Raw genomic sequence first — 26,078 nt, 5'->3', positions numbered from 1 at the left:
CAACGCCAGTCCAGGTCGAGGGGCACGAGGAGGAAACTCCGATCGTCGCCGCCGCGAGCTGTGGGTGACGGTACAGGGACTGACGGACTGAAGAGTAGACCGAGAGGTCACCGCCTTTGGGTGGTGAAGCCGCATCGTCAATAGCGGCCGTTGGGGAAGTGTCGGTTCGCCGGACACCCCAAGAACTCGACGTCATGGCAGGGCCCCTCGAACATTCGCTTCGGGGGGCCTTCGCCTTGCCACCGGCGACGCGGTTGCGAATTGGTCCACGCCTAGTCTGCCGAATCTCGCGCGCGACGTGAGGGGGTTAGCCTTGGGCACGGCACTTGGACCTCACGGACGGACGCGACCATGCTCGATCTACTTGGGGGGTCGCTGGGTGCCGTCCTCCTGATGGCGCTTGCGGCTGTGATCGTTGGCTTTTCCAAGACGGCCTTGGGTGGCCTCGCGGTCATTTCCGTTGCGATTTTCGCGACGATTTTGCCTGCGAAGGAGTCGACGGCTGCGATCCTGGTGCTCCTCATCATTGGCGACCTCGTTGCCGTGTGGTACTACCGGCACGACGCGGACTGGTCGTTAATCCGGAGGCTTCTCCCCGCCGTGGTCCCGGGGCTTGTGCTCGGCTCGGTGTTCCTGCGGGTGGTGTCCGACGAGGTCTTGCGTCGCAGCATCGGAGTGATCCTGCTGGTGCTCATCCTGTTCCAGCTCGTGGTGAAGTGGCGCAGCGAGGCGCCGGGGTCGACCGCGCACGAGCACCGCTTGGTGGCCTGGGCTGCAGGTACTGGTGTGGGGTTCACGACGATGACAGCCAATGCTGCGGGGGCCGTGATGACCCTCTACCTGTCGGCATCGGGCATCGAAAAGCGACGCTTCATCGGAACCCTTGCGTGGTTCTTCCTCATTGTGAACCTGGTCAAGGTTCCATTCTCCGTCGGCCTTGGACTCATGCATTGGGCGGACGTCGGACGTGGCGCGCTTCTCGCCCCACTTATCCTGGTGGGAGGGATTCTTGGCTACGCAATCGCGCGGCGAATCAGTCAGCGCAACTTCGACGTCGCGGTGCTCCTCGCCTCAGCAATGGCGGCGACAGTCTTGCTGCTGTGAGCGAAGCCGGTGGTGATCTCACGCCACCGCGCGCCCACTGCCTCGGCGGGACCGCATTGGTGCAAGACTGGCGCAAGATAAGCGCCGGAAGTACCCGCGAAAGGTTGAGCATGCCGAACATCAGCGACAACGAGCCGGACTCCACGCCGGAGTCCTCCCCCGCGAGCCCGCTTGGGGACTGGGGGGCTATGCCAGCGCCTCGCGCGGGCGCCGATCAGGCCGAGCAAGAGGAGGCCGGATCCGCGGCGAACGCAGACGCGCGCGGTGTTCCCCCGCAGGGCCCCGACTCGACGCAGACCGCGGTTTTCCCGCCCGTGACCGCGGGCGACACTCAAGTCATGCCACCCGTCGCGCCCGGCCAGGACGCCGATGCGGAGGGTGCCGGAGCGGGCGCCGGTGACGCGGGGGCTGCGGACGGTGCTGCTACGGACGATGCTGAGGCAGACGATGCGGCGGTCAACAACGCGGACGAGTCGCGCCGCAACTCGCTGGGCGTCTGGTCCGTGGTGACCGGGGCGCTCCTGCTCTTCCCGGTCGCAATAGTGCTCGGGCACCTGGGCCTACGGGCCAACAAGCGGGGCGAGGCGAACAACAGGCCGGTCGCGCTCGCGGGAGTGATTCTGGGCTACGTGGGACTGGCGGCCGCAATCGCTGGCGTCGCGATCGCCCTCTTCGTCGTGTCGCCAAACATGGCAGCGCAGGACGACGACAACGCCGCCAAGGTGGACGTGATTAACATCGGCAGCGCCGCAGTGGCACAGTCTTCGGCGTCGGATCAGTTGCCGGAGGTGACGACGGTGGACGGCGGCTACGCGGTTGGCGATACGTCGCTACCCGCCGAGCTCGAGGTCCCCGGCACCGTGACGCTGGACGGCTCCTCCGCCTCTGACTGGTGCCTGGTGCTGAGCTATGAGGGCGGAAATGACTCCGCGGTCGCGTATAGCTCAACGTCTGGACTAGTCGACGGCGCGACCTGCTCTTAGCCTGCTCGCCGTTACCGACGGCTAGTGCAGGCCCAGCCCCAACAGGCGTGACACGGTGTCGATGACGCCGTTGTCTTGATTGGAGGGCGCCTCGAAGCGGGCGCGTTCCTTCACCTGCGGGTGGGCGTTGGCCATCGCGTACGACCACTGCGCGGCGTCCAGGAGCTCCAGGTCGTTGAGGTAGTCGCCGAAGGCCATGGTCTGGTCCGGCGTCACACCCAACTCGGTCTGGAGCGCACGCAACGCGCTTCCCTTGCTGGTGGTGAGGCCCATCAGGTCCACCCAGTTCTTGCCGGACACCATCACGCGCGCCTCATCGGCGAACTCCTGGAGGATGGGCGCGACGCCGTGCTCCGAGCCGGCAAAGTCGAAGACGGCGACCTTCAGGATGCCGTCGGCGGGCCAGTCGAGCAGGTCGTCGATGGCCTCGAGGCTGCGGTAGTACCGGGAGGTCTCGGCGTAGAACTCCTCGTCCGCGCGCTCAACGTAGGCCGATCGCTTGCCACACACCACCACGCCGATGTTCGCCCCGGTGGCGGCGTACTCGTTGACCCGGCGAATCACGCGACGGACCAGGTCCTCGTCTATGAGAGTGGAGCTGACCTCCTCCGTGCCCTGCAGGACGTACGCGCCGTTCTCGGCGATGAAGTCGAGGCCGGGGGCGCGGTCGCCGAGCTGCGCGAAGAGGGAGTGGTACTGGCGCCCGCTCGCGGGACAGAAGGTAATCCCGCGCTCGTCCAGCGCGTCCAAGAACGGCTCGAAATTGTGAGGAAGGTTGTGATCTGCGTCTAGGAGGGTGCCATCCATGTCGACGGCAATCAGGCGAATGTCCGGGGTGGTGTCGCTCACGGCGGCGTGCTCCAAAGGATTGTGTGGGGGATATCGCGGCGGCGTTGACGCTCGGGTCATCCACGGTACACCCGCCGATGGCGACCCGAGCGGTCGCTCAACTGCCGAAGGCGTCCAAGCCGGTGGCTTTCACGGAGAGTGCCCAGAGGGCCTCGGCCGCGTCCGGGTTGACCGCCCAATCCTTGACGCCGCCCTCCATCATGTCCGCGTAGTCCACGGGGACGATGCTCTTGATCGAGCAGTCCTCGCAGTAGACGCCGCCCCGGTTCGCGAGTTCAGGCGCGGTGGCCGCCCAGAGGGCGGTTGAGGCGCCCTCCGCCGCGGTCTTGAACAGCGGGTTGGGGTTGCCTTGGGCATCCACCCAGCCGCGAGCGAGCAGTTCCTCGGCTGGCATGTTTCGCTGGAGGTCCGTCATGATTCCGCCCGGGTGAACCGAGAACGCCAGGATTCCGCGGGACTCGGCGCGCGCGTTGAGGCCGACCGCGAAGAGCGCGTTGGCGGACTTCGCCTGGCCGTACGCCTCCCAAGGTTCGTAGGGGCTGGCCTCGAAGTTGATGTCGTCGAACCGCACCGGAGAGCGGTAGTGGCCGATCGACGAGTAGGAGATCACGCGAGCTCCGGTGGTGAGCAGCGGGGAAAGACCGGCGGTCAGCGCAAAGTGGCCCAGGTGGTTGGTGCCGAACTGAAACTCCCACCCCTGCGCGGTGCGCTTCTCGGGGGTGGCCATGACGCCGGCGGCGTTGATCATCATTCCGATGGGGGTGGCGGCCTCACGCACCTTGGCGGTGAACGCGGCGACGGAGTCTAGGTCGCTCAGGTCCATCTTCTCGACCGTGACGCGGGCGAAACCCTCGAGCTTCGCGGCCGCAGCCTCCGGGCGCCGGGCGGGCACGATCACGGCGGCTCCCGCATCGGCCAGTGCGGCGACGGTCTCAAAGCCGAGTCCCGAATAGCCACCGGTGACCACCGCGGTCACGCCGCTGAGGTCGTGACCCTCGAGGACGTCCGCGGCTGTGGAGCGGTAGCCGAACGCGGAGCTCATCGGCCGCTGGCGTTCGTAGATGTCGTTGTCTTTTGTCATACTCACCACGTTAAGACCTAGAGTGGACTTGAGGTCAAGGGGGAGACAGTGTCGGTAGCGGAACAGACCGTTCAGCGGACGTACAGCATCGGCGAACTGGCCGACATCGCGGGGATCAGCGTGCACACGCTGCGCTGGTACGAGTCGCAGGGACTCTTCCCGCAGGACATCCCGCGCACCACGGGCGGGCAACGCGTGTTCGGGCCGGAGTCGGTGGGCTGGATGACGCTATTGAGGCGCTTCCGCGAGTCGGGCATGCCGGTGGCCGTGATGGCGCGGTACTCGGACCTGGTGCGGGCGGGCGCGGGCAACGAGGCCGAGCGCATCGAGTTGATGGAGGCGCACGCCCGGGCGCTCGACGCGCAGATCGAGGAGTTACTGGTGTGCCGCGACGTGATCAATGGCAAGGTGCGGGCCTATCGCGAGCACCTCGCCGGGGGAGCATACCGAATTGCGCCCCGGGCTGCGAGCGGGTGACGGGAATCGAACCCGCGCTATCAGCTTGGGAAGCTGAAGTTCTACCATTGAACTACACCCGCGCATCGGGAATCCCCGATGAGTTATCCATACTAGCGCCTGGACTCGACTGCTTGAACGGGTCGCTACGGCGGAACCCTGCCTCCCGGGCCGTCGACCACGGCCCGCAGTGACTGTGAGAAGGGGCTAAGCGAGGCGGAAGAAGTTAGTGTGTAAACACGGGCGACGGTGGCCGACCAAGCCCCGACGGCGGAACTAGGAGGTGGGTCGTGGAAGATACCGAGCACAGCCGCGATCTGCCTGAGAACGACGATGTGTGGGCGCGCCTGGAGCGCCTCGAAACCATCCTCGAGCTCGCCCCCGTTGGCGCCGGCCTCATCGACTTTGAGGGCCGCACGACGATGACGAATAGTGCGCTGCACCGCATGCTCGGCTACACGCCCGAGGAGTTCGCGGAGATGCCGTGGCGGGAGTACACGCACCCCGACGACATTGAGCCGAATCTGCTCCTGTCGCGACAGCTCGCCGCCGGGGAGATCGACCACTTTACGATGGAGAAGCGGTTCCGTCGCAAGGACGGCAGCTACCTCTGGGCGGATCTGACCGTGTCGCTCGTCAGCGACTCAGCAGGGAAGCCCGCGTATGAGATCGGCATGACCCTGGACATCTCGGAGCGCAAGCGGCTCGAGAGCGATCTGCGCGCAGCGGAGGAACGCTATCGGGTGCTCGTGGAGAGGGTTCCCGCGGTCGTCTACGTGGCCGAGCCGGGATCCCGAGGCCGCTGGCTGTACGTCAGCCCACAGATTGAACGGATGCTTGGGTACACGGCACAGGAGTGGATGGCGGATTCGGGGCTATGGGTGAGCCTGCTCGAGCCCGCCGAGCGAGATGGAGTGTTGGCCTGGGACCAGCGAATGTTGGATGCCGGGATCGCAGCTGCGCCACACTCGTTCACGTACCGACTTCATCGTCGGGACGGGACGACGGTGTGGGTGCGCGACGACTCCATGGTGCTCTACGACCAGGACGGCGCGCCAACCATCCAGGGCGTGCTCGTGGACGTCACGCAGGAGAAGGACCTCGAGGAACGGCTGGGCCACCAGGCCTTCCACGACCCGCTCACCGGACTGCCCAACCGCAGGTTCTTCAGGGAGAGGGTCGACCACGCGCTCGTGGGCGCGGGAGTCGCGGGCCGCAGCAGCGTGGTGCTCTTCATCGACCTCGACAATTTCAAGTCGGTGAATGACAGCTTTGGGCATGCTTGTGGCGACGAAGTGATCGTCGCGGCAGCGCGCCGCATCCAGCGGTGCGCCCGCGCGGGGGACCTCGCCGCGCGCCTCGGCGGCGACGAATTCGCGTTACTCCTTGAAAACGCAACCCTCGAGCAGGCCGAGGCGCTCGCCGACCGGATTCTCGCGGCGATGCACGCCGAACCAGTTGAGTTCAGCGTCGGCACGGTGGTGGTGGGAGCCAGCGTGGGCATCACGATTGCCGGGCCAGGAGAAACCACCGAGACCATGCTCCGCAACGCCGATCTGGCGATGTACCAGGCGAAGGTGCGAGGTCGCGGGAGGCACGTCGCCTATGAGCAGGGAATGCACAGGGGCGCGGTGGTTAAGTTCCGGCTCGCGGCGGCACTGCAGAAGGCAGTCGCGGCGGGCGCGATCACGCTCGTCTACCAGCCCATTGCCGATCTACACTCGGGCGCCGTGGTGGGGCTCGAGGCGTTGGCTCGCTGGTCGGACTCCGAACTCGGGGAGGTTCCCCCGACGGCGTTCATCCCGGTGGCGGAGCAGACCGGCCTCATCCAAGAGCTCGGCCGGCAGGTCATCAGAAAGGCGTGTGCGGACGCGGCGCGCTGGCGGGAGAAGACCGGCAGCGACGCGTACGTGAGCGTCAACGTGTCACCACTTCAGCTCGATGACACCGATTTCCCCAACTTCGTTCTTGGCGCCCTACGCGCTACGCGCCTGGAACCCGCGAGCCTGGTGCTCGAGGTGACCGAGGGGCTGCTCCTGCAGGAGCGTAGTCACCGGACCCTGCGTGAGTTGCGGTCACAGGGAGTGCGCGTCGCCATCGACGACTTTGGCACGGGCTTCTCCTCCCTCAGCCGCCTGCGCCAACTACCGGTGGACATGGTAAAAATCGACCAGGCCTTTGTCAGCGCAGTCGAGTCCGGGCTGGCCGACCTAGCCTTCCTGCAGGCGATCGTCCGGCTCGCGGAGACTCTGCAACTGGACACGATCGCCGAGGGCATCGAGACCACGACGCAGCTGGGGGTGCTGCAAGAGACGTCCTGTGCGTATGGCCAGGGCTACTTGCTAGCCCGCCCAGGACCCATCGACGACATTCCGGCGGTCTTCGAGGCGATCACAGCAACGGGTCTCGCGGTCCCGCCCAGCGGCACCTCGGATTAGGCGCTAATCCTTCTCGCCGACCAGATCGGCGTTGGGTACGGGGACGCATACCGTGATCGACTTCGGATGGACCTTGATCTTCAGCTTCTTGGTCTTCTTGCGCACACCGCCGTCGAGCTCGTACACGGTGGGCTTTTCAAAGGTCATCTTGATCCGCGAGCCGCGCGCGGTGACGACGAACGGGGAATTCTCTGTGCGGCCGAGCACCACGGTGCCTAGCGTGCGAATCCACTGGCTTTGGCTCTTCGCGGTGACGATCCCGATCTCCAAGAGGCCGTCGTCCGGGCGCGAGCCGTCGAATACCTCGACTCCGCCGAAGACGTCCTTGACGTTGCCGACCAGCACGCAGGTGACCTTCCCCTTGTGGAAGCGGCGGCCCTCTACCTCGACCTTCGCCCTGACTGGGCTCGCCTCAAGATTGCGAGCCCCCGTCCACAGGTAGGCGGCCCGCCCAAAGCGGTCCTTCAGCCCGGCATCGGCGTCCTTGATCATGAGCGCGTCGAGGCCCGCTCCGGCCATGACAGTAAAGTGCTCCCCGTTCGCGGTGGCGGTATCCAGCGCTCGGCGTTCTCCGTGAAGGCCGATGTCCACCGCCTGGGCGATATCCTGCGGGACTCCGAGGTTGGTGGCGAGCAGATTCGCTGTCCCTGCGGGCAGGAGAGCGATTATTGCGTCCGTTCCCGCGACAGTGTCGATGCAGCGCTGGACTGTCCCGTCTCCGCCCCACACAAAGATCACGTCGGCGCCGGCGGACATGGCCTGCTTGGCGCACTCGGGCACTTGCTTGCTCTTGGCGACCTCATACCAAAGGGGTTCGGGGAACCCGGCGTCGTGCAGGACGCGGCGCAACTCGCCGAGTCCTTTACCGAACGACTTCTTTGAGTGGGCGACGACGGCGACGGTAGTCAAAGTGCATCCTGTCTTACGCCACGATGGCGGAGGTTGAGTGAATCAGAAGGGGGCTCGGTCCGGGCTACGAGTGACGGAGCGCCTCGACCCGGGAGTCGCCGGATCGAGGCGCTACCTGTCGTCGTTGACGCAAGCGGGCGCGTGCCGAGGTCCGCCACGCGTGCAGCGTTGTTTACAGGTTGGGCGTGCCGGGAGCGTCGTCGGTGGTGACCGTACGCGATGACGCGGCGGGGTCAACGGACCGGCTTGCGTGAGTCTCGGTGACCGTGCGGCGGCGACGCGGAGCGAAGACGAGGAGTGTGAGCAACAGGCCCACAGCGCCCGCTGCCATCAGAATGATGCCCACGACGTTGATGTCGAGTCCGGCGACTGTGGTGTCGACGGCGAACGTGAGAATTGCGCCAACCGCAATCAAGAAGATGTTGATGCCGATACCCATGATGATCCTTTCGTTGGGGAGGGTCTCCTCCCGTGAGCGGGGGTGGACGTGAAAATGGTGCGTTAACCCGGGTCGTCCCGGGTCAACGCACCATCAAGGTGGTTGGGAATTTACCGGAACGACGTCCGATTCGCACTGATCACCAGTAGTGCTTGCGACCGCCAACAGAGCGGCCCAAGGCCCCAAGGATCCACAGCACGACACCGATGATGATGAGAATCCCACCGATGGTCGCCAGGATGGAGATTGGTACGACCAATCCAATGACGAGGAGGATAAGGCCCAAAATAATCATGTGGACTCCTTTAGTAGCGGCAGCACCCTAGGGATGCGTTGTTTTACCTTGTGACGCGCGAGCCAAAGACAGGCTAGCGCCGCACCGTATGACTACGGCGTAGAACCTAGTTAACTGCCATGATGCGCTCGCGTCAAGTGGTCGCGCTACGCATTGGGTATACGGTGTAGTAGTACTCGCACCTCAATAGCTCTACCCGTAAGGAAGTCTCCGACATGGCAGCGCGCGCCACTCGAAAACTCCGCGACTCCGCGGGCCCCACCCGCGAGATGATGCTGAGCACAGCCTTGGAAATCATCGATCAGGACGGGGTCGGGGGCCTGACGATGCGGCGCCTGGGGGACGAGCTGGGCTGCGATCCCATGTCGCTGTACCGCCACGCGGCAAGCAAGTCAGTGCTGCTCGACTACGTGGCCGAGTCGGTGCTGTTGGAGTTGACCGTGGACGTCACGGATCCAGATTGGGCGGGCCAACTCCGTGGCCTTGCACGCCAGTTCCGTGGCGTGGCTCTCGCGCACCCCAAGGTGGTCCCCTTGTTGGTCACGCGACCGTTGTCCGTCCCGATGGCCTTGTGGCCGTTGGGTGCGCTGCGACCACTCGAGGCCGTCTTGGAACTCCTTGTTCGGGCGGGGTTCTCCGAGGTCGACGCCCTCCGCGTCTACCGGTTGGTGTACGGCTCCATGCAAGGCCACGTCCTCAACGAACTTCAAGTGCTCGTGGCGAATCACGAGGAGACCGATCCACTGCTCCGCCTGGGGCTGCAAGGGCTATCGCTACGCGACTTCCCCCGACTTCGTCACCTCGCGCCGGTGTTGGCCGCCTACGACGGAGCCGAGGAGCTGGAGAACCGGATGGACATCATGCTCACCGGTCTCCAGATCGAACTGCACCCAACCTTGGGAGATCGAGGCGAGAACCGGACCTAGCGCCTGGCGCTCACTTGTCCGAAGAGGTGTCCGGCCGGGGAAGTTCCTGCCGATGCCCAAGGTGCTCCAGCCAGGTCACGAGTTGCTTGTGCACGGTCTCCGCGCCGCTGATGCGACCCGCGTCGTCGAGCAGCGTCGGGTCAATCTCCCAGTCGCTGGGGAACATCAACAACGGTCGCGTCTGCCATCCGCCCACGCCGCCGTGCGAGCCGACGAGTTCCTCGAACGCGGCGACCTCATCCAGGTCCGCGTCGTAGAACGAGTTGACGTAGATGTCGGGGGCGTCCTTGAACTCGGCGGCGCGCGCGAAGTCGCCCCGCGCATCGTCCGAGAACCCGGCGAGGGGGTCCGTGCCGGTGAGCGATCCGGTCTTCAGGTTGAGGACGCCACCGGCGCCAATCGCGACGGGCCCGTTTGGGGTCGCCACTACTAGGAAGCCGATGCCGGGGTGGGTGGCGAGGGCCTCCACTAGTCCGGGGTACCCGCGCTCTATCGCGGCCAGATTCAGTCGCGTGGGGTGTTGCGCGAACCAAATGCCGCCTAAGTTTCCCGACCCGACCACGGCGAGGCGCGGCAGGGTGGTGTCCACCGGGATACCGGAGTCCTCCGTGCCCAGAGCACGGTGCGCCAGCTTGCCGGCGGCGCTCTTGGAGCCGCCAACCGCGCTCGCGAGCTCGCCGACGAGTCCGGCCTGCTCGGCGTTGTGTTGCGGCTTGAGGGAGTCGGGACCGCGGCTAGCCTTCCGTCGCTGCACGCCAGCACGCTCCTCGTCGGCCTGCGCGACGCCGTCGATGTGATTGGCGACGAACTCCTCGAGGCTGACACCGTAGCGCTGCAGGAAGGTGGAGCCCTGACTCTGACCGTGGTCGGAGACCGCCACGATCTTGTACGGCCGTGGGGTGTTGCCGGAGGCGGCCAGCGACTCGAAGCCACGCAGCACGTCGTCGAGGCCGTACAGGGAAGCCAGCGACTCGGGCCGGGTGACGCCGGCGTGGTGGGCAATCTCGTCGTAGTCGACAAAGTCCACGTAAATAGACTTACGGCCGGCCATCATCGCCTCGACGACCAGCGCGACGTTCATGTCGCGCAGCAGCACATTGGTGACGGCGCGCAGCGCGACGTAGCTGCCGGCGCGCTTGATGCGCGGCACCACGTCGCGTCGCACCTGACGTCGCGCCTGGAAGAGTTCCTTGATTGCCTCTCCAACGGAGAGGACTATCGCGCGCAGGAAGCCCGCGGGGTGAGTGAAGAACGACGAGTAGGCCTGGCTGGGTCCGAGTCCGTCGGCCTTGTTCCGCAGCCCGCCGATGGTCATCTGCGAGAGGGCCGCGTCGCCGGAGAACAGATTCGAGATCGATACGCCATCGTCGGCGAGTAGGCCGCGGCCGTTGCTCACGCGCGACTCGATGAGCGCGGCGTCTTCCGGCTTGTTGGCCACCACCAGGCGCCCCAGCGAGCGATCCCACCAACGGAACGCCGGGATGTTGTCGTTCGATCCGTGCAGGATTCCCGCCTGGCTCACGGGGGTCGTGGAGGGCACCTGAGCGCGCCACTCCACCAGTCGGTGCGAGCCCGAGCGCAGCCACCGGCTGATGGTGGGCAGATTGCCGGCACGAACCTCGCCGCGCAGGACGGGAGCGGGCACCCCATCGAGCTGCACGAACAGTACGCCGGGCACCGAGGGGTCGAAGTCGCTGTTCGCGCCGTCGCCCTTGGCCTGTGCGGCGCGGCGCTGAGCGCTCATGCGCAGCGCGTGAACCATGAGGTAGTCCTGCGTGCTGACTGAGAAGATCCACGTGATCAGGGTCAGCAGCAACGCGTATAGCCACGACGCGATGATGGCCGCGAAGATGTTAGTGGCCTCGATTTGGGGGGTAATTAATAGGCCAGCGCCCACGAAGATCGCATTGGCGAACAGTGCCAGGCCAAGTGCGCCAATCCACCCCAGCCGGCCGGCGATGCGCACCAGGAGGGGCCGCAGCGCCCAGGTGGCGAACGAGATGGCCAGGACGGCCAGGGGCATCGCCCACCACGAGGTCTGCGTGATTCCCGGAGTCAGGGTGATGGTGAGGGCCAGTGTGACCACGCGGATCGCGAGGTCGAGGGTGCTGGTCTTATGGGAGTAGCGCTGATGCCCTGGTCCCGGGGTGACCCGGGCCTCGGGAGCTGAGTTCGGGGTACGGTCCGCGTCGTTGCTCACGGGCGCGCCTTAAGACTTCGTGGCTGAGAACGAGAACTCGGTGTGCCGGGTCTCCCCCGGTTGCACCAGAAACAGGCCGGTGCCCTTGACGCCCTGGGCGTCGAGCGTGAAGGCGTCGTTCACGTTGGTGACTGGTTCTACGGCGAAGAACGGCGCGCCCTCGGGGGCGTACGCGACCACGTGAGAGAGGAGTTCGCCGGCGTGGATCGTGATCGCCAGGTCGCCGGGGTACTCGATCACCGCGACGGTGGGGGAGGTGCGGCCGGTCAGGCAGTCGTCGACGACGGACTCACCTAGCGGTCGGCTGGTGCGGAAGTCGGCGCGGGGGGCGATGGGGCCCGCCGCCGCAACGGGCAGGGCGTCGATCAAGTCGTAGCTCTGCTCGCAGTTGATCTGCAGGTGAGGCGCGGCGGAGGTGGTTCCATCCGGCAGGGCCAGCCGGCGGACAAAGTACGGGTGGTGGCCGAGTCCCGCGGGGAAGGTCTCGTGGTCGGTGTTCGTCACGGACAGGCCGAAGGTGAGGCGGTCGCCCTCGAGCGTGTACTCGAACCGTGCCGTGAAGGTCCACGGAAAGTTGACGCCGTACACGTCGCGCGAGCTGAACTCGAGCGTCGCCGACGTGGCTGACTGCTTCACCACCGACCACGGGTACTCGATGCCCACGCCGTGGCGCGCGGTGCCGTCACCCGGGTTGGTGCGCAGCTGATAGGCGCGGCCCTGCCACAGCAGCTTGCCGTCACGGATCCGGTTGGACCAGGGCACCAGGGGAAAGGACGAGCAATGGGAGCGGTTGCCGCGATCCTCCTCGGCGGTGGGGCGCAACACGTCCACCCATTCGCCGCGAATGCGGACCTGGCCAAAGGCGACCGACCCGCCGGTCGCGGGCACGAGGCCAACGCGCCAGTAGTCGTTTGTGAGGGTGATTACAGAAGGCGAGCTGCTCATACTGCGACGGTAGCGCATGGGCGCTTCACAACTGGTGCGGCACTAGACCAATCCGCCGGGCGTCGCGGCGCGAATAGGAGTCAGCGGGGCAGGCCCGCAAAACTAACGCTGAGGGGCAAGAAATGGCTGAAGAGACCAAGTCCAAGTGGGACCGGCACGGACGCATGACACTGCGCGGCGCCATCGGCGGCCTAGTCGCGGGCGTCATCTTTGGCCTATTCCAGATGTGGTTCCTGGCGGATGCCGGACTCCCGGCGGACACGATCATTCACATGATCGCGACCATCGTCCAGCCTGACGAGTTCTTCGCTGCCGGCACTACCTCGCTCGCGATCGGTTGGGCGGTGCACATCACGCTGTCCGTCACCTACGGCGCGCTGCTCGGGTTGATCGCCACCGAGCTCAAGTCGAACGCGTCGCGCGTCGCGCTCGCGGGGATCTACGGCCTAGCCATCTACATGTTCAACTTCCTGCTGCTAGTGCCGCTCTTCTACCCCGTCTTCGAGATCGCCAACCAGCCCTTCGAGGCCGTCGCGCACATCGTCTACGGCTTCGCGCTGGCGCCGTTCCTGGTGAAGTGGCACGCGGCCGCCAAGCAGGAAGAGCAAATGCCCGCCATCGTCGCGAGGGCCGCAGCCAATGCCGACCTGCCCGCGCCCCAGCCGAGCACCTGGAATCAAGGGCAGTTGCGCTGATCCCTCCGCGCAAAGTTTCGGCGCCGCCGAGCGGGCGGCCCCACACCGGGGTACGGTGAAAATATGAGCGTGCACGACGATGAGCACCTGAGACTGGCCATAGAGGCCGCCAACGCGGCCCAGCGCGTGCTGTTCATCTTTGAGCTCGAGGACTCGAGCGATCACCGCCCGCGGGACGCCATCGCGGCAACACGGGCCTGGGCACACGGCGGGATCTCGGTGAGCGAGGCTCGGTCGGCGGCCTTCTCGGCCAATTCCGCGGCGGCCGATGCGCGGTCCAAGGCGGCGCGCGCCGCGGCGAGGGCGGCCGCGAGGGCCGCGTCCACCGCGTACGTCGCGCAGTACGCGGCGCAGGCGGAGAAGTACGCGCTCAAGGCGGAGAGGCTGAGAGACCGACTGCCCGCACGCGTCTAACTGGCCGGGGTCCGGGACGGCGGTCGCCATGCTTGCCGGGAGGACCGTCCGCCTGACTCCCTAGGGTTGCGAGCGCTTGTCCACGATTTGCTGGCCACGAATTTTGGTGCTGGCGTCCTCGCGAGCCCGGCGGTCCGCATCGGCCGCATCCCGTGCCGCGACCGTGGGCGGATACGTGATCCGTAGGCGCGGCTTGTGTAGGTGGTAACTGACGTCCAGCTTCCAGCGCCGCACGGCCCAGAGCGCCGCGCCGCTCGAGACGAGCAGCGCGGCTATGGAGCCGATGCCGATCGCCCACCGAGGGCCGTACTCCTCGCCTATCCACCCGACAATGGGCGAGCCGATGGGTGTGGTGCCCACGAACAGCAGCATGTACAGGGACATGACACGCCCTCGCATGGAGGGAGTCGTGGTGGTCTGCACCATCGCGTTTGCGGCGGTGATCATGGTGAGCGCCGCGAAGCCAACCGGAATGCTGGTGATCGCGTAGAGCAGGAACGTCGGCATGACGGCGTTGACGGCCGTCGCCACGCCAAAGCCGAAGGCCGCGCCGATGACGAGCCGTACGCGCACCCTGCTCCGCCGGGCGGCAACCAGCGCGCCGGCCAGGGAACCGATCGCTACGACCGATCCCATGATCCCGTATTGGCCGGGGCCGAGCCCGAACTCGGTCCTCGCCATGAGCGCGCTGGTCAGCTGAAAGTTGAGGCCAAGCATGCCGACGACCGACACGATGATGAGCACCACCATGATGTCCGGGCGCCGGCGCACGTACCGGATTCCCTCCTTGATTTGGCCGCGTTTTCGCTCCGCACGCTCGGACCCCTTGAGGTCCTGGACCCGCATGGCCAGCAGCGCGAGGATGGTCGCGATGAACGTGAACCCGTTCACGATGAATACCCAGCCGGTGCCCACCCACGCGATGACGAGGCCGGCGGCGGCAGGACCCAAGAGGCGGGCCGCGTTGAATGAGGCGCTGTTCAGCCCCACCGCGTTGGGCAGGCTTTCGATGGGAACCAGGTCGGCCACGAAGGTCTGCCGCGCCGGGGCATCGATCGCGGTGACGATTCCCAGCAACAGGGCGAAGACGTAGACGTGCCAGAGCTCGACGTGGCCCAGCAGGACGAGCGCTCCTAGCCCGATGCCGAGCGCGGCCGAGGCGCTTTGGGTGGCGAGCAGCAACTTGCGTTGGTCGACGCGGTCGGCGAGCAGCCCGGCCCACGCGGACAGCAACAGGAAGGGCAGGAACTGCAGGGCCGTCACGATGCCGACGGCCACGCCGGACTCTTGGGTGAGGACCGTGAGGACTAGCCAGTCCTGCGCCACTCGCTGCATCCAGGTGCCGATGTTGGAGACGGTCGCCCCGGCGAACCACAGCCGGTAGTTGTAGAGCTTGAGGGACGCGAAAGTGCGGCTCATCGGTCGCGCTCGCGGGCGCTCGTGGGCCGGCTGACTCTCATCCCTCCACGTTACGCCCGCGAGCGAGGAGGGCTGGCCGCCGGGGTGCGCCAGCCGCCGCTGGGAGGACGCGCGGTGGCCGCCGGTGCGGCCCCTCCCGGAGCCCTGCCCGCTGGCCTAGATCCGAATGACTAGTTTTCCGCTCACGCGGTTGGACTCGAGGCGCTCGAACGCGGCGGCGGCGTCGCCCCAGTCGTAGGCGGCCTCGATGGGGACGGTGACGGTGCCGTCGTCGATGAGCTTGGCCACGGTGGCGAGGTCCGCGCCGCTCGGCTTCGCCATCACTCCGGCTACCCGGTGGCGCCGCACGATTCCCTGCGCAAGGGCCCGCATCATCGGTCCGCCCGGCCCCATGAGCTTGCCTCCACCGCCGCCCACCAGTGCGTAGGTGCCGCCAGGGCGTATCGCCTTGAGCGAGAGGCGCAGCGGCTGCGAGTGCTGGGTGTCGACCATCAGGTCGAAGGTCTCTTCGCGCTCCCAGTAGTTCTCGCGTGTGTAGTCGATCACCGCATCGGCGCCCAGCGAGAGCACCAGTTCGGAATTGGGTCCGCTGCACACCCCCACCACCCGGGTCGCGCCCCAGGCGCGGGCCAACTGCACCGCGAACACCCCAACCCCGCCCGAGGCTCCGTTGACCAACACCGACTGGCCCGACTCCAGGCGGCCTGATTTACGCAGCGCGGCCGTCGCGGTGAGCGCGCCCATGGGGACGGCGGCCGCCTCCTCGAAGCTGGCGGACTGCGGCATGACCGCGACCTTCTCCGCCGCGACCGCGACGAACTCGGCCACCGCGCCGCCCTGGTCCTGCTCGCCAAAGACGTGGTCGCCGATGCTGAACTGGGTGACGTTCGCGCCCACCCGCGCGACGGTTCCGGAGAAGTCGGCCCCCGCGACGCGCGGCTTGCGGTGCTGGCGGAGCCCCGTGGTGAGCCGCACCAGGTAAGGGTCGCCGCGGTAGAAGTGCCAGTCGTAGGGGTTCAGGCCGGCGGCCTTGACCCGCACCAGCACCTCGTCGGGACCGGGTGCCGGGACGGGAATGCGAACCTCGCGTATGACGTCGCGCGGCGGGCCGTACTCGGAGAACTGCAGGGCGCGCATCGTCTGCGCGGGTCCATCACTGGAGGGGGTGGACTCGGCCGGGCTCTGGATATCGCTCATGCGACGGTCTCCATGTCTGGTCAGGCGACGACGGGGCTTCTCTTAGATTGTGGCGCGGAGCGCCCGGGGGCGCACCCCGAAGCCCAGAACGAAGCCGATGAGGGTGGTCATGCTCTTGGGGCGCCAGCGGTTTCAGGGTGCCGATGCACGGCTGGCGCGGGTTCGGGGGCCTCGACGGTAAAGGTGGGCAGCCACTCGAGCCAGCGAGGCAGGTACCAGTTCGCGCGGCCAAGCCACACCATGGAGGCCGGCACGAGCAGCATCCGGATAAGAGTCGCGTCGATCAGAACCCCGAACGCCAGCCCGAAGCCCCACTGCGACAACTCGGGGATTCCGGCGGAGGCGAACCCTCCAAACACCGCGAACATGATGAGCGCCGCGCCGGTGATGAGCGGACCGGTGCGGGTCACCCCGTCCACGACGGCAGCTCGGTTGTCCTCGGTCGCGTCGTAGGACTCCTTAATGCGGCTCAGTAGGAACACGTGGTAGTCCATGGATAGCCCGAATACCAGGGCGAAGATCATGACGGGCATGAAAGGTGAGATGCCGTCGAGGTGCGGAAGACCGAGCCACGAGCCCCATCCCCACTGATACACAGCGACCATCGCACCAAAGGTGGCGAGCGTGCCGAGGAGGTTCAATACGACCGCTTTGAGGGGGATCACCACCGAACGGAACATGACGAACAGCAGGATGAAGGTCACGCTCAGGATGAATGCGACCACCCACGGCGCGCGATCGGTAAGCAGCAACTCCTGGTCCATGGCGAAGGCGCGGGCCCCGCCGACGCTTACCCTGGCCCCGGACCCTTCGAGTGCGTCGGGCACGAGTTGCTCGCGGAGGCGCTCGATTGCGAGGGTTGCGCCGGCATCGCTGGCGCCGAACGTGTCGTGAGTCTCGATGAACGCAGTGCCTGTGCGCCACTCAACTGTGGTGCCCGCGAAAGCCTCATCGGACTCGATGGCGGAAGACAGGGCAGTGACCTGAGCACGGGCGTCCCCGGCATTCTCGACGACCACGACTGTTTCGCTTTCAGTCCACCCGAAGTCCTGTGTCATCACATCACTGGCCTGGTGAGCGACGAAGTCAGCTGGCAGGTCCTCTGGGCCGGGGTTGGCGAAGCGCAGCCCCAGCACGGGCGCCGCGAGCACCATCAGTGCGCCTACGCCAACCAGGGCCGAGACCACGGGTCGACGCACCACGCGCAACGCGATCCGACGCCAGCGCGGTGACTCGGCGCCCGGGTGAGCAGTGGGGACGCGGCCCTTGTTGACGCGGTGGCCCAGCAGTTGGAGTATCGCGGGAAGGAGGAAGACTGCGCTGCACACGCTCGTCAGAGCCACGGCCATCACCCCGACTCCGACCCCGAGGAAAGTATTGACGGGCACGAACACAAGCCCGCCCAGGGCGATCACAATGGTCGCGCCAGAAACGACGACGGCCCGGTTCGCGGTGTTACCGGCGATCGCGACCGCGTCGCTGACCGTCCGGCCATGCGCGAGTTCCTCGCGGAAGCGTTGGACGCACAGCAGCGAGTAGTCGATCCCGAGCGCGAGGCCGAGCATCGCGATGAAGATGGTGACGGTGTCGGACATCGGCACGTCGTTTGCATCCGCTATGGCGGCGACCACCGAGCCGAGCGCGGTCGCGGTGACGATCGACACGATCGCGATGAGCAGCGGTAATCCCGCAGCGACGAACGCCCCAAAGACGAACACCAGGATCACCAGCGCGGCGATGATTCCGATGCCCTCGCTGCGGGCGAGTTCGTCGGAGGCAAGCTTGGTGAGCGCCAACTGGGAGGACTCTTCTCCATAAACGAAGGCGTCCACACCCTCCAGACCGAGAGTGTCGATCGCGTCCACGGCGGCGGTGACCACCGCGGCGTCCGCTGTGGTGTGGAAGGTGATCATCGCAGAGCGGCCGTTGTCCGCCACTGACGCCCCCGCATCGGGCGTCACGACGTCGGTGACGCCCTCGACGGCAGAGAGGGCGGCTGCCGCGCTGGCCACGGCGTCATCGAAGAGCGGCTCCCCGTAGACCGAGTCGGCGCTGGTCACGAAGACGGTCTCGTCGTATTGCGCCGCTCCCGTCGCGGTGCTGCGAAGCTCCATGTCAATCTGGGAGGCTCGGTCAGCCTCGGTCGTCACCAGGTTCTTCTGCAAGCTGGTGACGTGGTTGCCTAGGCTGCCAGCGAGGACGACGGCGCCCACGAGGATGGCGCCCCAGATGCCGATAGTCAACCACGGCCGCGAGGCCGAGGCTCGGGCGATGCGCCCTGTGATGCCAAGAGTCATGATGCTCTCCTTGAGTTGGTGCCCGTTTTTGGGCGCAGAAAATACAGCGAGCGTGCGGTTGTCAGTGAGAAGTCCGCCGCAATTAGCCGGAGGGTGAGCGGATCAGAGCCTAGGTGTAGGCAAGACGCGCCGTGGCTCGGAGCGGGAGGAGGTGGAGCGCGGAATAGTTAGCTTGCGCCGCCGGAGGTTGGGTGGATGATCAGTCGTCCTCCCCCTGGGGGTACTGGAAGACGTCGTCGAGAGGCACCCCAAAGGCCCTCGCGATCTGAAAGGCCATCTCAAGCGAGGGGGAGTACTTTCCCTGCTCGATGGCGATGACCGTCTGACGGGTGACGCCGATGCGCTCCGCCAGGTGGGCCTGGGTCATGTCCCCATGTTCCGCGCGCAGGGCACGGATTGAGTTGGTGACCCTCGTGGACTTTCCCATGGTCTAGAAACCCCCTCGATACGCGCGGATCTTGACGATCGAGCCGTAGGTGCCGGCGATGATGCCAGACAGGAACAGGGACGTAGCAATCCAAAACGGTTCTGCATCGACCATCGCAAGGACCAGGGTCGAGATCGACAGCACGCCGCCGAGTGAATATGAGCGGGCGTCACCGAACCGGCCAATCTCCTTGTCGCGGATGTCGTCGTCCCCTAGGTCCGACTCGGTGCCCCGCACTTCCGCGAGCACCTCCGAGCCGATGCCACTCGCGACGGTGGCAACAATCACCCCGAGAATGATCGCGCCCATGCACCACAGCATTGGCGCGACCCAACTGACGTCCCCGGCGGAAGTGGCTGCGACGCGGGGCAGGACGATGGCCAGGTAGGCGATCGCGACACCGGGCAGGACGAAGGCCGTGATCCACACTGAGCGTTCGGTCATGTTCATGATGCAAGCCCTACGCGGTACGCGCGGATCTTGACTCCGGCACCCGCCAGGGTGCCGATGGTGCCGATCACTAGCGCCGTGTTGCCAATCCAGAAACTCTCCGCGTCACCCATCGCGAGCACCATCATCATGAACAGGCTCGAGGCCATGATGGACATCGTGGTGCGTTCGCCCAGTTGGCTGATCTCGCGGTCGCGGATGTCCTCCTGGTGAAGAGGCGCCTCAAAACCGACGGAGCGACCGGTCATTGCCGACCGCACGACAGCGCCCACCTGACCGCTGACCTCGCTGCCGATTGCGCCGAGTATTGAAAACACGATGGTGCCGATGATTGCGCCGCCTATGGCCCAAAGCATAGGGATCTGCCAGGAGACGTCGGAGACGGGGGTAGCCAGTACTCGCGGGACCATCACGATCAGGTAGGCGACGAACGCGAGGATGGCGGCGATCGCCGATGCCCAGACGTTGCGCTCGCCGAAGGTCATGGGCTCGCGCGGTTCGGCCAGGCCGTCCGTCTGGTTAGCGGTGTTCTCGCCGGTTCCGTTCATGGTGTTCGACCTCCTGGGCCAATGTCAAAAGTTCTTTACATGGCAAAGGTATGGCAGGCGTCGACAGATGTCAAGAGTTCTTTACATTTCGGCGAATGGGCGATGGCGCCCGTCGTTGCATCGCTAGTGTCGGGAGCAGTAGGCGGCACTGGCGCGGGTGTCGACGTGCATGGAACGGGGGAACACGATGACGCAGTCTCGGAGCGGTGGCGTGCGGCTTTCCGACGCCGACGTGGTCACGCTCCGCGAGCGCTACGCCGCGGGTGCGAAACAGGTGGACCTTGCTGAATCGTTTGGCGTAAGTCAGAACACCGTGTCGGCCTTGGTGTTGGGGCGGACGCGCGTGGCCGCGGGCGGACCCATCAAGTCGGGCGTCGTGCAGAAGGCGTCGCCGCCGGCTGCTGGGGGCCGAAAGTCCGCTATGTCCTCGACGCGCAAGCCGCCGATGACCACCGAGCAGGCAGACGCGATTCGTGAACGCGTCGCCGGCGGTGAAGCAAGGGCTGCGGTCGCCAGCGAGCTCGGAGTCTCTATTCACACCGTGCACTCGATCATGAGCGGGCGGCGCACCGGGCGGTCCGAGGCGCCCGTCCGCCAGTTCACCGAAGCGGATGTGGTCCGCATGCGCATCCTGTTCAGCGAGGGTGCCTCGCAGGCCGACCTGGCCGAGCAATTCGAAACCCAGCAGCAGGCCGTTAGCCAGATAGTGCGGGGCAAGACCTACGCGGACCTCGGCGGGCCCATCGCGCCTCAGTAGCCGCCCCTCCCTACGTCCGCACCGTAGATCCGCCCTTGCGCCCCGGCGCTGAGCACGAAGTGCTCGCGCCAGGGGCGATTTACGGTGCGGACGTAGGGGGTAGTTGGTTGAGGTGTTGCGGAAATGCCAGGCCGGGCGTAACGTACAACCAAATGGTTGCATACACAGAACTCTCCGACGCAGACGTGGACCGTATCTTCCACGCTCTGGCCGATGCGACGCGGCGCGACATCGTGTGGCGCACGCTCACTGCCGAGTCCTCGGTCACCGAGTTGGCCGCTGACTACGACATGTCCTTCGCCGCCGTGCAGAAGCACGTGGCAGTACTCGAAGGAGCGGGCCTCGTGACCAAGCACCCCCGCGGCCGCGAGCGCATGATTCGCGGCAACCCCGACGCCATCCGTCGGGCCCAGACCCTACTGAACCAGTACGAAGAAATCTGGCGCGGCCGCATCGGCCGCCTGGACGCGTTACTCGCTGAGGACCCTCACCCCACTACCGCTGTACCGAAGGAGTAGTCATGCCCATCACCTCAGTCACCAAGGATCACGAGGCCCTCACCATGACGGTGGTCGCCGACTTCGCCGCGCCGCTGAAGCGCCTGTGGGACGCGTACGCCGACCCGCGCCAGATCGAGCAGTTCTGGGGACCGCCCACCTACCCCGCCAAGTTCACGCGCCACGACATGGTGGCGGGCGGCCGCACCGACTACGTTATGACCGGGCCCAACGGCGAGAAGTCGCCGGGTCACTGGGACTTCCTCCTTGTCGAGGCTCCGCACCGCTTTGAGGTGGAGGACGGTTTCTCCAACGAGGACGGCACCGACAACACGGACATGCCGTCGATGCGCATGACGTTCGAATTCGAGGCGACCGACGGCGGCTCGCGGCTCACGACCGTCACCCACTTTGGAACCGCGGACCAGCTCGAGCAGCTGCTAGCCATGGGCATGGAAAAGGGCATGACGTTGGCGATGGGCCAGATCGACGACGTGCTCGCGGATCTCGCCTCGTTCGCGGTGGGGCGCGCGACGAACGCCGACGTCCTGTCCGACACCCAGATTCGCGTCTCGCGCGTGATCCGCGGCACGGTGGACCAGGTGTGGCAGGCCCACCACGACCCGGAACTCATGAAGCGGTGGATGCTCGGCCCGGACGGCTGGACAATGCCCATCTGTGAAGTCCCTGTGAACGTGGGCGACGCGTACCGGTTCGGATGGGCGCCGGAGGACGGCAGCGACGGGGCCTTCGGCTTCGACGGAGAGCTGCTCGAGTCCAACCCGCCGCACCGCGAGGTCACCACCGAGCACATGACGGACACCGACTACCCGAGCACCACCAACGAGATGACCCTCACAGCAGTCGACGGTGGCACGCTGCTCAGCCTCGTGATCACGTACCCGAACGCCGAGGTGCGCGACATGGTCCTGGCCACGGGCATGACGGACGGCATGGAGACCAGCTACGCGCGCCTCGAGGCCGACGTCCTGGCGAGCGCTTGAGCGCGGCCGATGCCGGGGCGGGTCGGGTCCTCGCGCCCGACCTCTCCGGCGGCCCGCTCAAGGGTCCGGCCTCCTACTTCCCTTCCATCGAGAATACCTACGGCAAGCCGATGCAGGAGTGGCTGGACCTGGTGGCGGCCCGTCCCGGGGACGAGAAGCACGGGGAGACGGTCGCGTGGCTCAAGGATGATCACGGCCTGGGCCACGGTCACGCGAACGCGATAGTCGCCTACGTGCGTGCCAAGCAGGGGCGCTAGAGGTCGGGGTTGGTGGCGTCCATCCCGGTCGCGTCCGCCGCTTTGACGGATGCGTCTATTGGGCGGGAATCGCCGGCGTCCTCACTCGCGATCGAGTCGACCGGCCCGCCCTCGGCCTCTGCAACCGCATGCGCCGTGCCGCGCGGCCGCCCGGCACGCACCCACGCGACGTAGAGGGCGCCGCCCACCAGGACGGTCGCCCCGAGCGAGACAAGCGCGGCCGGACGCAACAGGTTCATCAGCAGCGTGAACCCTACGGCGACCATTCCGACGATGTTCAGGACTAGCCAGCCGGGGCGGCGCTCGCGGTGCGCGAAGCGGGCCATGGCGGCCAGCCCAGCCATGAAGCTCACGAACACGGCGACGGCGTAGAACAGCACGAGTCGCTGGTCGTAGCCCCCCGCCGCGGCGACGACCAGCGCGGAAGCCGCGAGGAACACGAGCACGCCCATCACGGGCACGTGGTGCTTGTTGGTCCTGCCCAGGACCGCCGGCAGCACGCCGTGGTTGGGTTCGCCTGGCCGGTTGTGGCGCGACAGGGCCTTGAGGAGGCCGGGACCGGCCTGGAAGGACGAGCTCGCGGCGGACAGCAACAGCAGCGCGGTGGCCGCCTGGAACGCGGCGAACACGCCGGGCGACCCGGTGGCGCGCGCCAGCTCCGCCACCAGCGTCGAGTCGTGCGGCGGCAGGCCGATGCCGCCGGACACGATGGCGGCCGTCAGCGCCAGGGTCAGGGTTCCGACAATTCCGAGTGTGAGCCACAGCGCCCACTGGCCGAATGATCGTCGGCCGTCCGAGTCGAGTTCGTCGAGCTGCGCGATCGCGGAAGAAGGCGCCTCGATGCCCGTGGCCAGCGCCATCGCGACGGGGAACGCAAACAGCACTGCCAGCGGGGCCCCGTGCGTGGTCGCGACCGGGGGGCCGGAGGGACCCGGAATCTGCACGCCGATCACCAGTACCACCGCCGCGACCACGATGAACGCGATGGTCAGCGCCGCGAAGATCGCGCGACCGAAGTGGCCGAACCACATCAGGCCCGCGACCAGCAGGACGAGAGTGAGGGCGAGCTCGAGGCGCAACGGCGCCAGGCGCGGCACGTAGGAGATGATCGCGGAGGCGCCCGCGGAGACGGAGATGGCGATGGTCAGCACAAAGTCGACGATCAGCGCACCCATCGGGATGAAGGCGAAACCCTCGCCGAACGCGCTGCCCGCAGCCGCGGCCGAACCCCCGCCCTCGGGGAACCTGGCCACAAGTTGGTGGTAGCTCGCGACCACCAGCGCCACGACCAGCACCACCATGGTCATGGTCGGCAGCAGCAGGGCGAGGTTGTTGTGAAGCGCGTGGAGTGCGGCCTCGATCGCGTAGGAGACGGAGGAGACCGGGTCGGCCATCACCGAGAACGTGAAGGCGATGAGCAGGATGAGCCTGCTGTGGAGCCAGCCGGACCGCTTGCGCGGCGTGGTGATGCTGTTCGCTGACGCCGTGGATACCGCTCGAGCCATCGACCCTCCAGGGGCCTCGCTCGGAGGGGAGCGGGATGCCGGCGCCGTCATTCTTCGGCGCCGGAAATCACATTACTCCTGCCGAGCCCACTCAGTGACTATTGGCTAGGCCGACTCCGTCACGCGCTCGCCGACCCGGTGTCGGCCAGGTGCGTGGCGCGATGCTGCGCCTTGGCGGGCGCGAAGTAGAACACCCTCCAGCCGGCGGCGGGCTTGAGGGGATGCTCAAGTGACTCGAGGCCAAAGGTGCCGTCCTCCGACACCCCCGCGATGAGCATGGACGGCACCCCGTCGGCGTCCAGCCGAGCGCGGGCGTCGGCCCACGTGTAGTCCGCCGTGATCTTGGTGGTGTGCACGCTCCAGCCCTCGTCAATGCGGACCTGCAGCATGGCGGAGTCGGAGTTGCCGTCGAACGCGAACGAGCCGCGCTGCTGCAGCGTGAGTCGCTTGGCCTCGTGCAGCGACTCCTCGTGCGTGGCGAGCTGGAATGTGCGGTGGAAGCCGTACTTGCTGCCCATCGCGCGGCTCACCAGCGCGTTGTAGTAGTCGTTGCTCGAGGCGCACAGCACGTAGTTGAGGTGCGGCGCGTCCAGGGTGTCCTCCGCGTGCTCGGACAGCACCTCGGCGTTGAAGGTGGGCACCTCGTCCATGCGGAAGGGCTGCAGGTTGCGATACGACGCGTCCGCGACCAGCACGTCGACGTCGTGCTGAGCCAGCACGGACGCGACCTCGCGGGTGAACGGCGACGCCCCCACTATGAGCAGGCCATTCGATCGATCCGCTGCCAGCCCGAGCTTGCGGGCGAGGGGCCCAAGGGTCAGGCCGTGCGCGAGCACCGTCACGATGATGACCAAGAACACGGTGGGCAGCAGGTAGTTCGCGTCCTCGTAGCCGGCCTCCTCTAGCTTGGGTCCAAAGACTCCGGCGGTAGCGGCCGCCACGATGCCGCGGGGCGCGATCCAAGCCAACAGCTTCTTGTCGTTCCAGCGCATGGGCGCCCAAGCCGTCGAGACCAGCACCGTCACCGGTCTGACCACAAACATGAGGACCGCGACGAACGCGACGATGCCCCAGTCGATCAGCTTGAGTTCGCTGAGAGTCAGCTGCGCCGGGATGATGATGAACAGCGTCGACAGGACCAGCACCGTCAGGCTCTCCTTGAAGGACACCAGTTGCTCGCGGTCGGGCAGGTTCATGTTGCCGAGCACGAAGCCCATCGTGGTGACGACCAGCAGGCCCGCGTCGTACTCGAGCACGTTGCCGAGTTGGTAGAACACCAGCACCAGCACCAGTAACAGCGGTGACTTGAGGTGCGACGGCACCAGGCCGCTGCGGAAGAACTTGCCCACCAGCCAGCCCCCGAGGCCGCCGATGACGACGGTGGCGGCGACGACGATCAGGAACGCGACCACGATCTCCCAGAACGAGCGCCCCTGCGCGACGGTGAAGTACTGGAACGCGAGCACTGCCAGCAGCACGCCCACAGGGTCGTTGACGATGCCCTCCCATTTCAGTAGCGATGCGGTGTCCTTGTTCATGCGCGCCTGGCGCAGCAGCGGGACGATGACGGTGGGGCCGGTCACCACCAGGATCGCGCCCGTCACAATCGCGACGGGCCAGCTCAGGCCGGCCACGTAGTGGGCGAACGTAGCGCCGAGCGCGAGGGCGATGGGCGGCCCGATGGTCACTAGCCGGCCGACGCCGTGTCCCACCCTCTTCACCTCGCCGAGCCTCAGCGCCATGGCGCCCTCGAACAGGATGATGGCCACGCCGAGCCCGATGAACTCGCTGACCTGCTCGGAGCCCGCGGGAATCGTGATGATTCCCGTGATCGGACCCACAAATAGGCCCACCGCGATGAGCACGACGATCGCGGGCAGGCGCAGGCGGCTCGCGACAAGTTGGCTCGCCATGCCGATAACGAGGACGAAGACGAGCATGGTGACGAAGTTCATGGGTTGATTCTAGGGAGTGAGGGGCTTGACC

At 66.6% G+C, this 26,078-nt stretch carries 26 protein-coding genes and 1 tRNA gene; 11 read left to right on the top strand and 16 right to left on the bottom strand.

Annotated elements, in window-relative coordinates; translation table 11 throughout:
• Positions 1-351 precede the first annotated feature (351 nt).
• Positions 352-1,104 carry a sulfite exporter TauE/SafE family protein gene (locus tag ACQU6B_RS12865; protein ID WP_430867938.1) on the top strand — a complete coding sequence of 251 codons (753 nt, stop codon included), beginning with the start codon at positions 352-354 and terminating at the stop codon, positions 1,102-1,104.
• A gap of 110 nt (positions 1,105-1,214) precedes the next feature.
• Positions 1,215-2,087 carry a DUF4190 domain-containing protein gene (locus ACQU6B_RS12860; RefSeq protein WP_430867937.1) on the top strand — a complete coding sequence of 291 codons (873 nt, stop codon included), beginning with the start codon at positions 1,215-1,217 and terminating at the stop codon, positions 2,085-2,087.
• Positions 2,088-2,108: 21 nt separating this feature from the next.
• Here the strand turns inward: ACQU6B_RS12860 and ACQU6B_RS12855 are convergent, their stop codons facing one another.
• Both ACQU6B_RS12855 and ACQU6B_RS12850 read right to left on the bottom strand, forming a co-directional pair.
• A complete protein-coding gene (locus tag ACQU6B_RS12855) occupies positions 2,109-2,936 on the bottom strand; it encodes a Cof-type HAD-IIB family hydrolase (protein ID WP_430867936.1) in 828 nt (275 codons plus the stop codon).
• A gap of 97 nt (positions 2,937-3,033) precedes the next feature.
• Entirely contained in the window at positions 3,034-4,017 is a 984-nt protein-coding gene (locus tag ACQU6B_RS12850) for an oxidoreductase (RefSeq protein ID WP_430867935.1), read from the bottom strand.
• Between the two features lie 48 nt (positions 4,018-4,065).
• On the opposite strand from ACQU6B_RS12850, the gene ACQU6B_RS12845 reads away from it, so the two are divergent.
• Positions 4,066-4,494 (top strand): MerR family transcriptional regulator, encoded by a 429-nt coding sequence (locus ACQU6B_RS12845; protein WP_430867934.1) that lies wholly within the window; start codon positions 4,066-4,068, stop codon positions 4,492-4,494.
• On the opposite strand, the gene ACQU6B_RS12840 is transcribed toward ACQU6B_RS12845, so the two are convergent.
• Positions 4,486-4,556: transfer RNA gene (locus ACQU6B_RS12840), tRNA-Gly, on the bottom strand. The two genes, ACQU6B_RS12845 and ACQU6B_RS12840, sit on opposite strands and share 9 nt — an antisense overlap.
• A gap of 207 nt (positions 4,557-4,763) precedes the next feature.
• On the opposite strand from ACQU6B_RS12840, the gene ACQU6B_RS12835 reads away from it, so the two are divergent.
• The gene (locus ACQU6B_RS12835) at positions 4,764-6,911 is read left to right on the top strand and encodes a sensor domain-containing protein (protein WP_430867933.1); all 2,148 of its coding nucleotides are present in this window, start codon (positions 4,764-4,766) and stop codon (positions 6,909-6,911) included.
• A gap of 3 nt (positions 6,912-6,914) precedes the next feature.
• Here ACQU6B_RS12835 and ACQU6B_RS12830 read toward each other — a convergent pair whose 3' ends face one another.
• From ACQU6B_RS12830 to ACQU6B_RS12820, 3 genes are all read right to left on the bottom strand, one after another.
• Complete coding sequence (locus tag ACQU6B_RS12830; protein WP_430867932.1) at positions 6,915-7,820, bottom strand: diacylglycerol/lipid kinase family protein; 906 nt, start codon at positions 7,818-7,820, stop codon at positions 6,915-6,917.
• Positions 7,821-7,992: 172 nt separating this feature from the next.
• On the bottom strand, positions 7,993-8,259 hold the full coding sequence (locus ACQU6B_RS12825) for a DUF6458 family protein (protein ID WP_430867931.1): 267 nt from the start codon (positions 8,257-8,259) through the stop codon (positions 7,993-7,995).
• A 139-nt stretch (positions 8,260-8,398) separates the two neighbouring features.
• Positions 8,399-8,554 carry a DUF6131 family protein gene (locus ACQU6B_RS12820; RefSeq protein WP_430867930.1) on the bottom strand — a complete coding sequence of 52 codons (156 nt, stop codon included), beginning with the start codon at positions 8,552-8,554 and terminating at the stop codon, positions 8,399-8,401.
• A gap of 215 nt (positions 8,555-8,769) precedes the next feature.
• Between ACQU6B_RS12820 and ACQU6B_RS12815 the strand changes: the two genes are divergently transcribed.
• The gene (locus tag ACQU6B_RS12815; RefSeq protein WP_430867929.1) at positions 8,770-9,480 is read left to right on the top strand and encodes a TetR/AcrR family transcriptional regulator; all 711 of its coding nucleotides are present in this window, start codon (positions 8,770-8,772) and stop codon (positions 9,478-9,480) included.
• A 10-nt stretch (positions 9,481-9,490) separates the two neighbouring features.
• Here the strand turns inward: ACQU6B_RS12815 and ACQU6B_RS12810 are convergent, their stop codons facing one another.
• Positions 9,491-11,680, bottom strand: a complete 2,190-nt coding sequence (locus ACQU6B_RS12810) for an alkaline phosphatase family protein (RefSeq protein ID WP_430867928.1) — start codon at positions 11,678-11,680, stop codon at positions 9,491-9,493.
• 9 nt (positions 11,681-11,689) lie between these two features.
• On the bottom strand, positions 11,690-12,625 hold the full coding sequence (locus tag ACQU6B_RS12805) for an aldose 1-epimerase (protein WP_430867927.1): 936 nt from the start codon (positions 12,623-12,625) through the stop codon (positions 11,690-11,692).
• Between the two features lie 122 nt (positions 12,626-12,747).
• On the opposite strand from ACQU6B_RS12805, the gene ACQU6B_RS12800 reads away from it, so the two are divergent.
• Entirely contained in the window at positions 12,748-13,320 is a 573-nt protein-coding gene (locus ACQU6B_RS12800) for a hypothetical protein (RefSeq protein WP_430867926.1), read from the top strand.
• A 63-nt stretch (positions 13,321-13,383) separates the two neighbouring features.
• Positions 13,384-13,734, top strand: a complete 351-nt coding sequence (locus ACQU6B_RS12795) for a putative immunity protein (RefSeq protein ID WP_430867925.1) — start codon at positions 13,384-13,386, stop codon at positions 13,732-13,734.
• A gap of 60 nt (positions 13,735-13,794) precedes the next feature.
• Here ACQU6B_RS12795 and ACQU6B_RS12790 read toward each other — a convergent pair whose 3' ends face one another.
• The 6 genes from ACQU6B_RS12790 to ACQU6B_RS12765 form a co-directional block, all read right to left on the bottom strand.
• On the bottom strand, positions 13,795-15,153 hold the full coding sequence (locus tag ACQU6B_RS12790) for an MFS transporter (RefSeq protein ID WP_430867924.1): 1,359 nt from the start codon (positions 15,151-15,153) through the stop codon (positions 13,795-13,797).
• Between the two features lie 156 nt (positions 15,154-15,309).
• Entirely contained in the window at positions 15,310-16,350 is a 1,041-nt protein-coding gene (locus ACQU6B_RS12785) for an NAD(P)-dependent alcohol dehydrogenase (RefSeq protein ID WP_430867923.1), read from the bottom strand.
• Positions 16,351-16,457: 107 nt separating this feature from the next.
• Positions 16,458-18,647 (bottom strand): MMPL family transporter, encoded by a 2,190-nt coding sequence (locus ACQU6B_RS12780; protein WP_430867922.1) that lies wholly within the window; start codon positions 18,645-18,647, stop codon positions 16,458-16,460.
• A 199-nt stretch (positions 18,648-18,846) separates the two neighbouring features.
• Positions 18,847-19,074, bottom strand: a complete 228-nt coding sequence (locus ACQU6B_RS12775; RefSeq protein ID WP_430867921.1) for a helix-turn-helix transcriptional regulator — start codon at positions 19,072-19,074, stop codon at positions 18,847-18,849.
• Between the two features lie 3 nt (positions 19,075-19,077).
• Entirely contained in the window at positions 19,078-19,518 is a 441-nt protein-coding gene (locus ACQU6B_RS12770) for a hypothetical protein (RefSeq protein ID WP_430867920.1), read from the bottom strand.
• Between the two features lie 2 nt (positions 19,519-19,520).
• Positions 19,521-20,072 carry a hypothetical protein gene (locus ACQU6B_RS12765; protein WP_430867919.1) on the bottom strand — a complete coding sequence of 184 codons (552 nt, stop codon included), beginning with the start codon at positions 20,070-20,072 and terminating at the stop codon, positions 19,521-19,523.
• A gap of 211 nt (positions 20,073-20,283) precedes the next feature.
• Here ACQU6B_RS12765 and ACQU6B_RS12760 point away from each other — a divergent pair, with 211 nt between their 5' ends.
• The 4 genes from ACQU6B_RS12760 (at position 20,284) to ACQU6B_RS12745 (ending at position 22,587) form a co-directional block, all read left to right on the top strand.
• Complete coding sequence (locus ACQU6B_RS12760; RefSeq protein ID WP_430867918.1) at positions 20,284-20,829, top strand: hypothetical protein; 546 nt, start codon at positions 20,284-20,286, stop codon at positions 20,827-20,829.
• Between the two features lie 152 nt (positions 20,830-20,981).
• The gene (locus ACQU6B_RS12755; protein ID WP_430867917.1) at positions 20,982-21,347 is read left to right on the top strand and encodes an ArsR/SmtB family transcription factor; all 366 of its coding nucleotides are present in this window, start codon (positions 20,982-20,984) and stop codon (positions 21,345-21,347) included.
• Positions 21,348-21,349: 2 nt separating this feature from the next.
• Positions 21,350-22,330: an SRPBCC family protein gene (locus tag ACQU6B_RS12750; protein WP_430867916.1), complete on the top strand. Its 981-nt coding sequence runs from the start codon at positions 21,350-21,352 to the stop codon at positions 22,328-22,330.
• Positions 22,327-22,587 (top strand): DUF4287 domain-containing protein, encoded by a 261-nt coding sequence (locus tag ACQU6B_RS12745; protein ID WP_430867915.1) that lies wholly within the window; start codon positions 22,327-22,329, stop codon positions 22,585-22,587. Before ACQU6B_RS12750 ends, ACQU6B_RS12745 begins: the two co-directional genes overlap by 4 nt.
• On the opposite strand, the gene ACQU6B_RS12740 is transcribed toward ACQU6B_RS12745, so the two are convergent.
• Both ACQU6B_RS12740 and ACQU6B_RS12735 read right to left on the bottom strand, forming a co-directional pair.
• A complete protein-coding gene (locus ACQU6B_RS12740) occupies positions 22,584-24,092 on the bottom strand; it encodes an amino acid permease (protein ID WP_430867914.1) in 1,509 nt (502 codons plus the stop codon). The genes ACQU6B_RS12745 and ACQU6B_RS12740 overlap by 4 nt on opposite strands.
• A 119-nt stretch (positions 24,093-24,211) precedes the next feature.
• Positions 24,212-26,047 (bottom strand): cation:proton antiporter, encoded by a 1,836-nt coding sequence (locus ACQU6B_RS12735; protein ID WP_430867913.1) that lies wholly within the window; start codon positions 26,045-26,047, stop codon positions 24,212-24,214.
• Between the last annotated feature and the right edge of the window lie 31 nt (positions 26,048-26,078).

This window comes from Demequina aurantiaca (genome assembly GCF_050598105.1).
GTDB lineage: Bacteria > Actinomycetota > Actinomycetes > Actinomycetales > Demequinaceae > Demequina > Demequina aurantiaca_A.
This window is presented reverse-complemented; position numbering and strand designations above follow the sequence as displayed.

Excerpts from the sequence above, each read along its gene's own strand:
- ACQU6B_RS12865 (WP_430867938.1), top strand. The coding sequence starts at position 352 with ATGCTCGATCTACTTGGGGGGTCGCTGGGTGCCGTCCTCCTGATGGCG.
- ACQU6B_RS12860 (WP_430867937.1), top strand. The coding sequence starts at position 1,215 with ATGCCGAACATCAGCGACAACGAGCCGGACTCCACGCCGGAGTCCTCC.
- ACQU6B_RS12850 (WP_430867935.1), bottom strand. The coding sequence starts at position 4,017 with ATGACAAAAGACAACGACATCTACGAACGCCAGCGGCCGATGAGCTCC.
- ACQU6B_RS12825 (WP_430867931.1), bottom strand. The coding sequence starts at position 8,259 with ATGGGTATCGGCATCAACATCTTCTTGATTGCGGTTGGCGCAATTCTC.
- ACQU6B_RS12820 (WP_430867930.1), bottom strand. The coding sequence starts at position 8,554 with ATGATTATTTTGGGCCTTATCCTCCTCGTCATTGGATTGGTCGTACCA.
- ACQU6B_RS12815 (WP_430867929.1), top strand. The coding sequence starts at position 8,770 with ATGGCAGCGCGCGCCACTCGAAAACTCCGCGACTCCGCGGGCCCCACC.
- ACQU6B_RS12805 (WP_430867927.1), bottom strand. The coding sequence starts at position 12,625 with ATGAGCAGCTCGCCTTCTGTAATCACCCTCACAAACGACTACTGGCGC.
- ACQU6B_RS12800 (WP_430867926.1), top strand. The coding sequence starts at position 12,748 with ATGGCTGAAGAGACCAAGTCCAAGTGGGACCGGCACGGACGCATGACA.
- ACQU6B_RS12795 (WP_430867925.1), top strand. The coding sequence starts at position 13,384 with ATGAGCGTGCACGACGATGAGCACCTGAGACTGGCCATAGAGGCCGCC.
- ACQU6B_RS12790 (WP_430867924.1), bottom strand. The coding sequence starts at position 15,153 with ATGAGCCGCACTTTCGCGTCCCTCAAGCTCTACAACTACCGGCTGTGG.
- ACQU6B_RS12785 (WP_430867923.1), bottom strand. The coding sequence starts at position 16,350 with ATGAGCGATATCCAGAGCCCGGCCGAGTCCACCCCCTCCAGTGATGGA.
- ACQU6B_RS12780 (WP_430867922.1), bottom strand. The coding sequence starts at position 18,647 with ATGACTCTTGGCATCACAGGGCGCATCGCCCGAGCCTCGGCCTCGCGG.
- ACQU6B_RS12775 (WP_430867921.1), bottom strand. The coding sequence starts at position 19,074 with ATGGGAAAGTCCACGAGGGTCACCAACTCAATCCGTGCCCTGCGCGCG.
- ACQU6B_RS12770 (WP_430867920.1), bottom strand. The coding sequence starts at position 19,518 with ATGACCGAACGCTCAGTGTGGATCACGGCCTTCGTCCTGCCCGGTGTC.
- ACQU6B_RS12765 (WP_430867919.1), bottom strand. The coding sequence starts at position 20,072 with ATGAACGGAACCGGCGAGAACACCGCTAACCAGACGGACGGCCTGGCC.
- ACQU6B_RS12755 (WP_430867917.1), top strand. The coding sequence starts at position 20,982 with ATGGTTGCATACACAGAACTCTCCGACGCAGACGTGGACCGTATCTTC.
- ACQU6B_RS12750 (WP_430867916.1), top strand. The coding sequence starts at position 21,350 with ATGCCCATCACCTCAGTCACCAAGGATCACGAGGCCCTCACCATGACG.
- ACQU6B_RS12740 (WP_430867914.1), bottom strand. The coding sequence starts at position 24,092 with ATGGCTCGAGCGGTATCCACGGCGTCAGCGAACAGCATCACCACGCCG.
- ACQU6B_RS12735 (WP_430867913.1), bottom strand. The coding sequence starts at position 26,047 with ATGAACTTCGTCACCATGCTCGTCTTCGTCCTCGTTATCGGCATGGCG.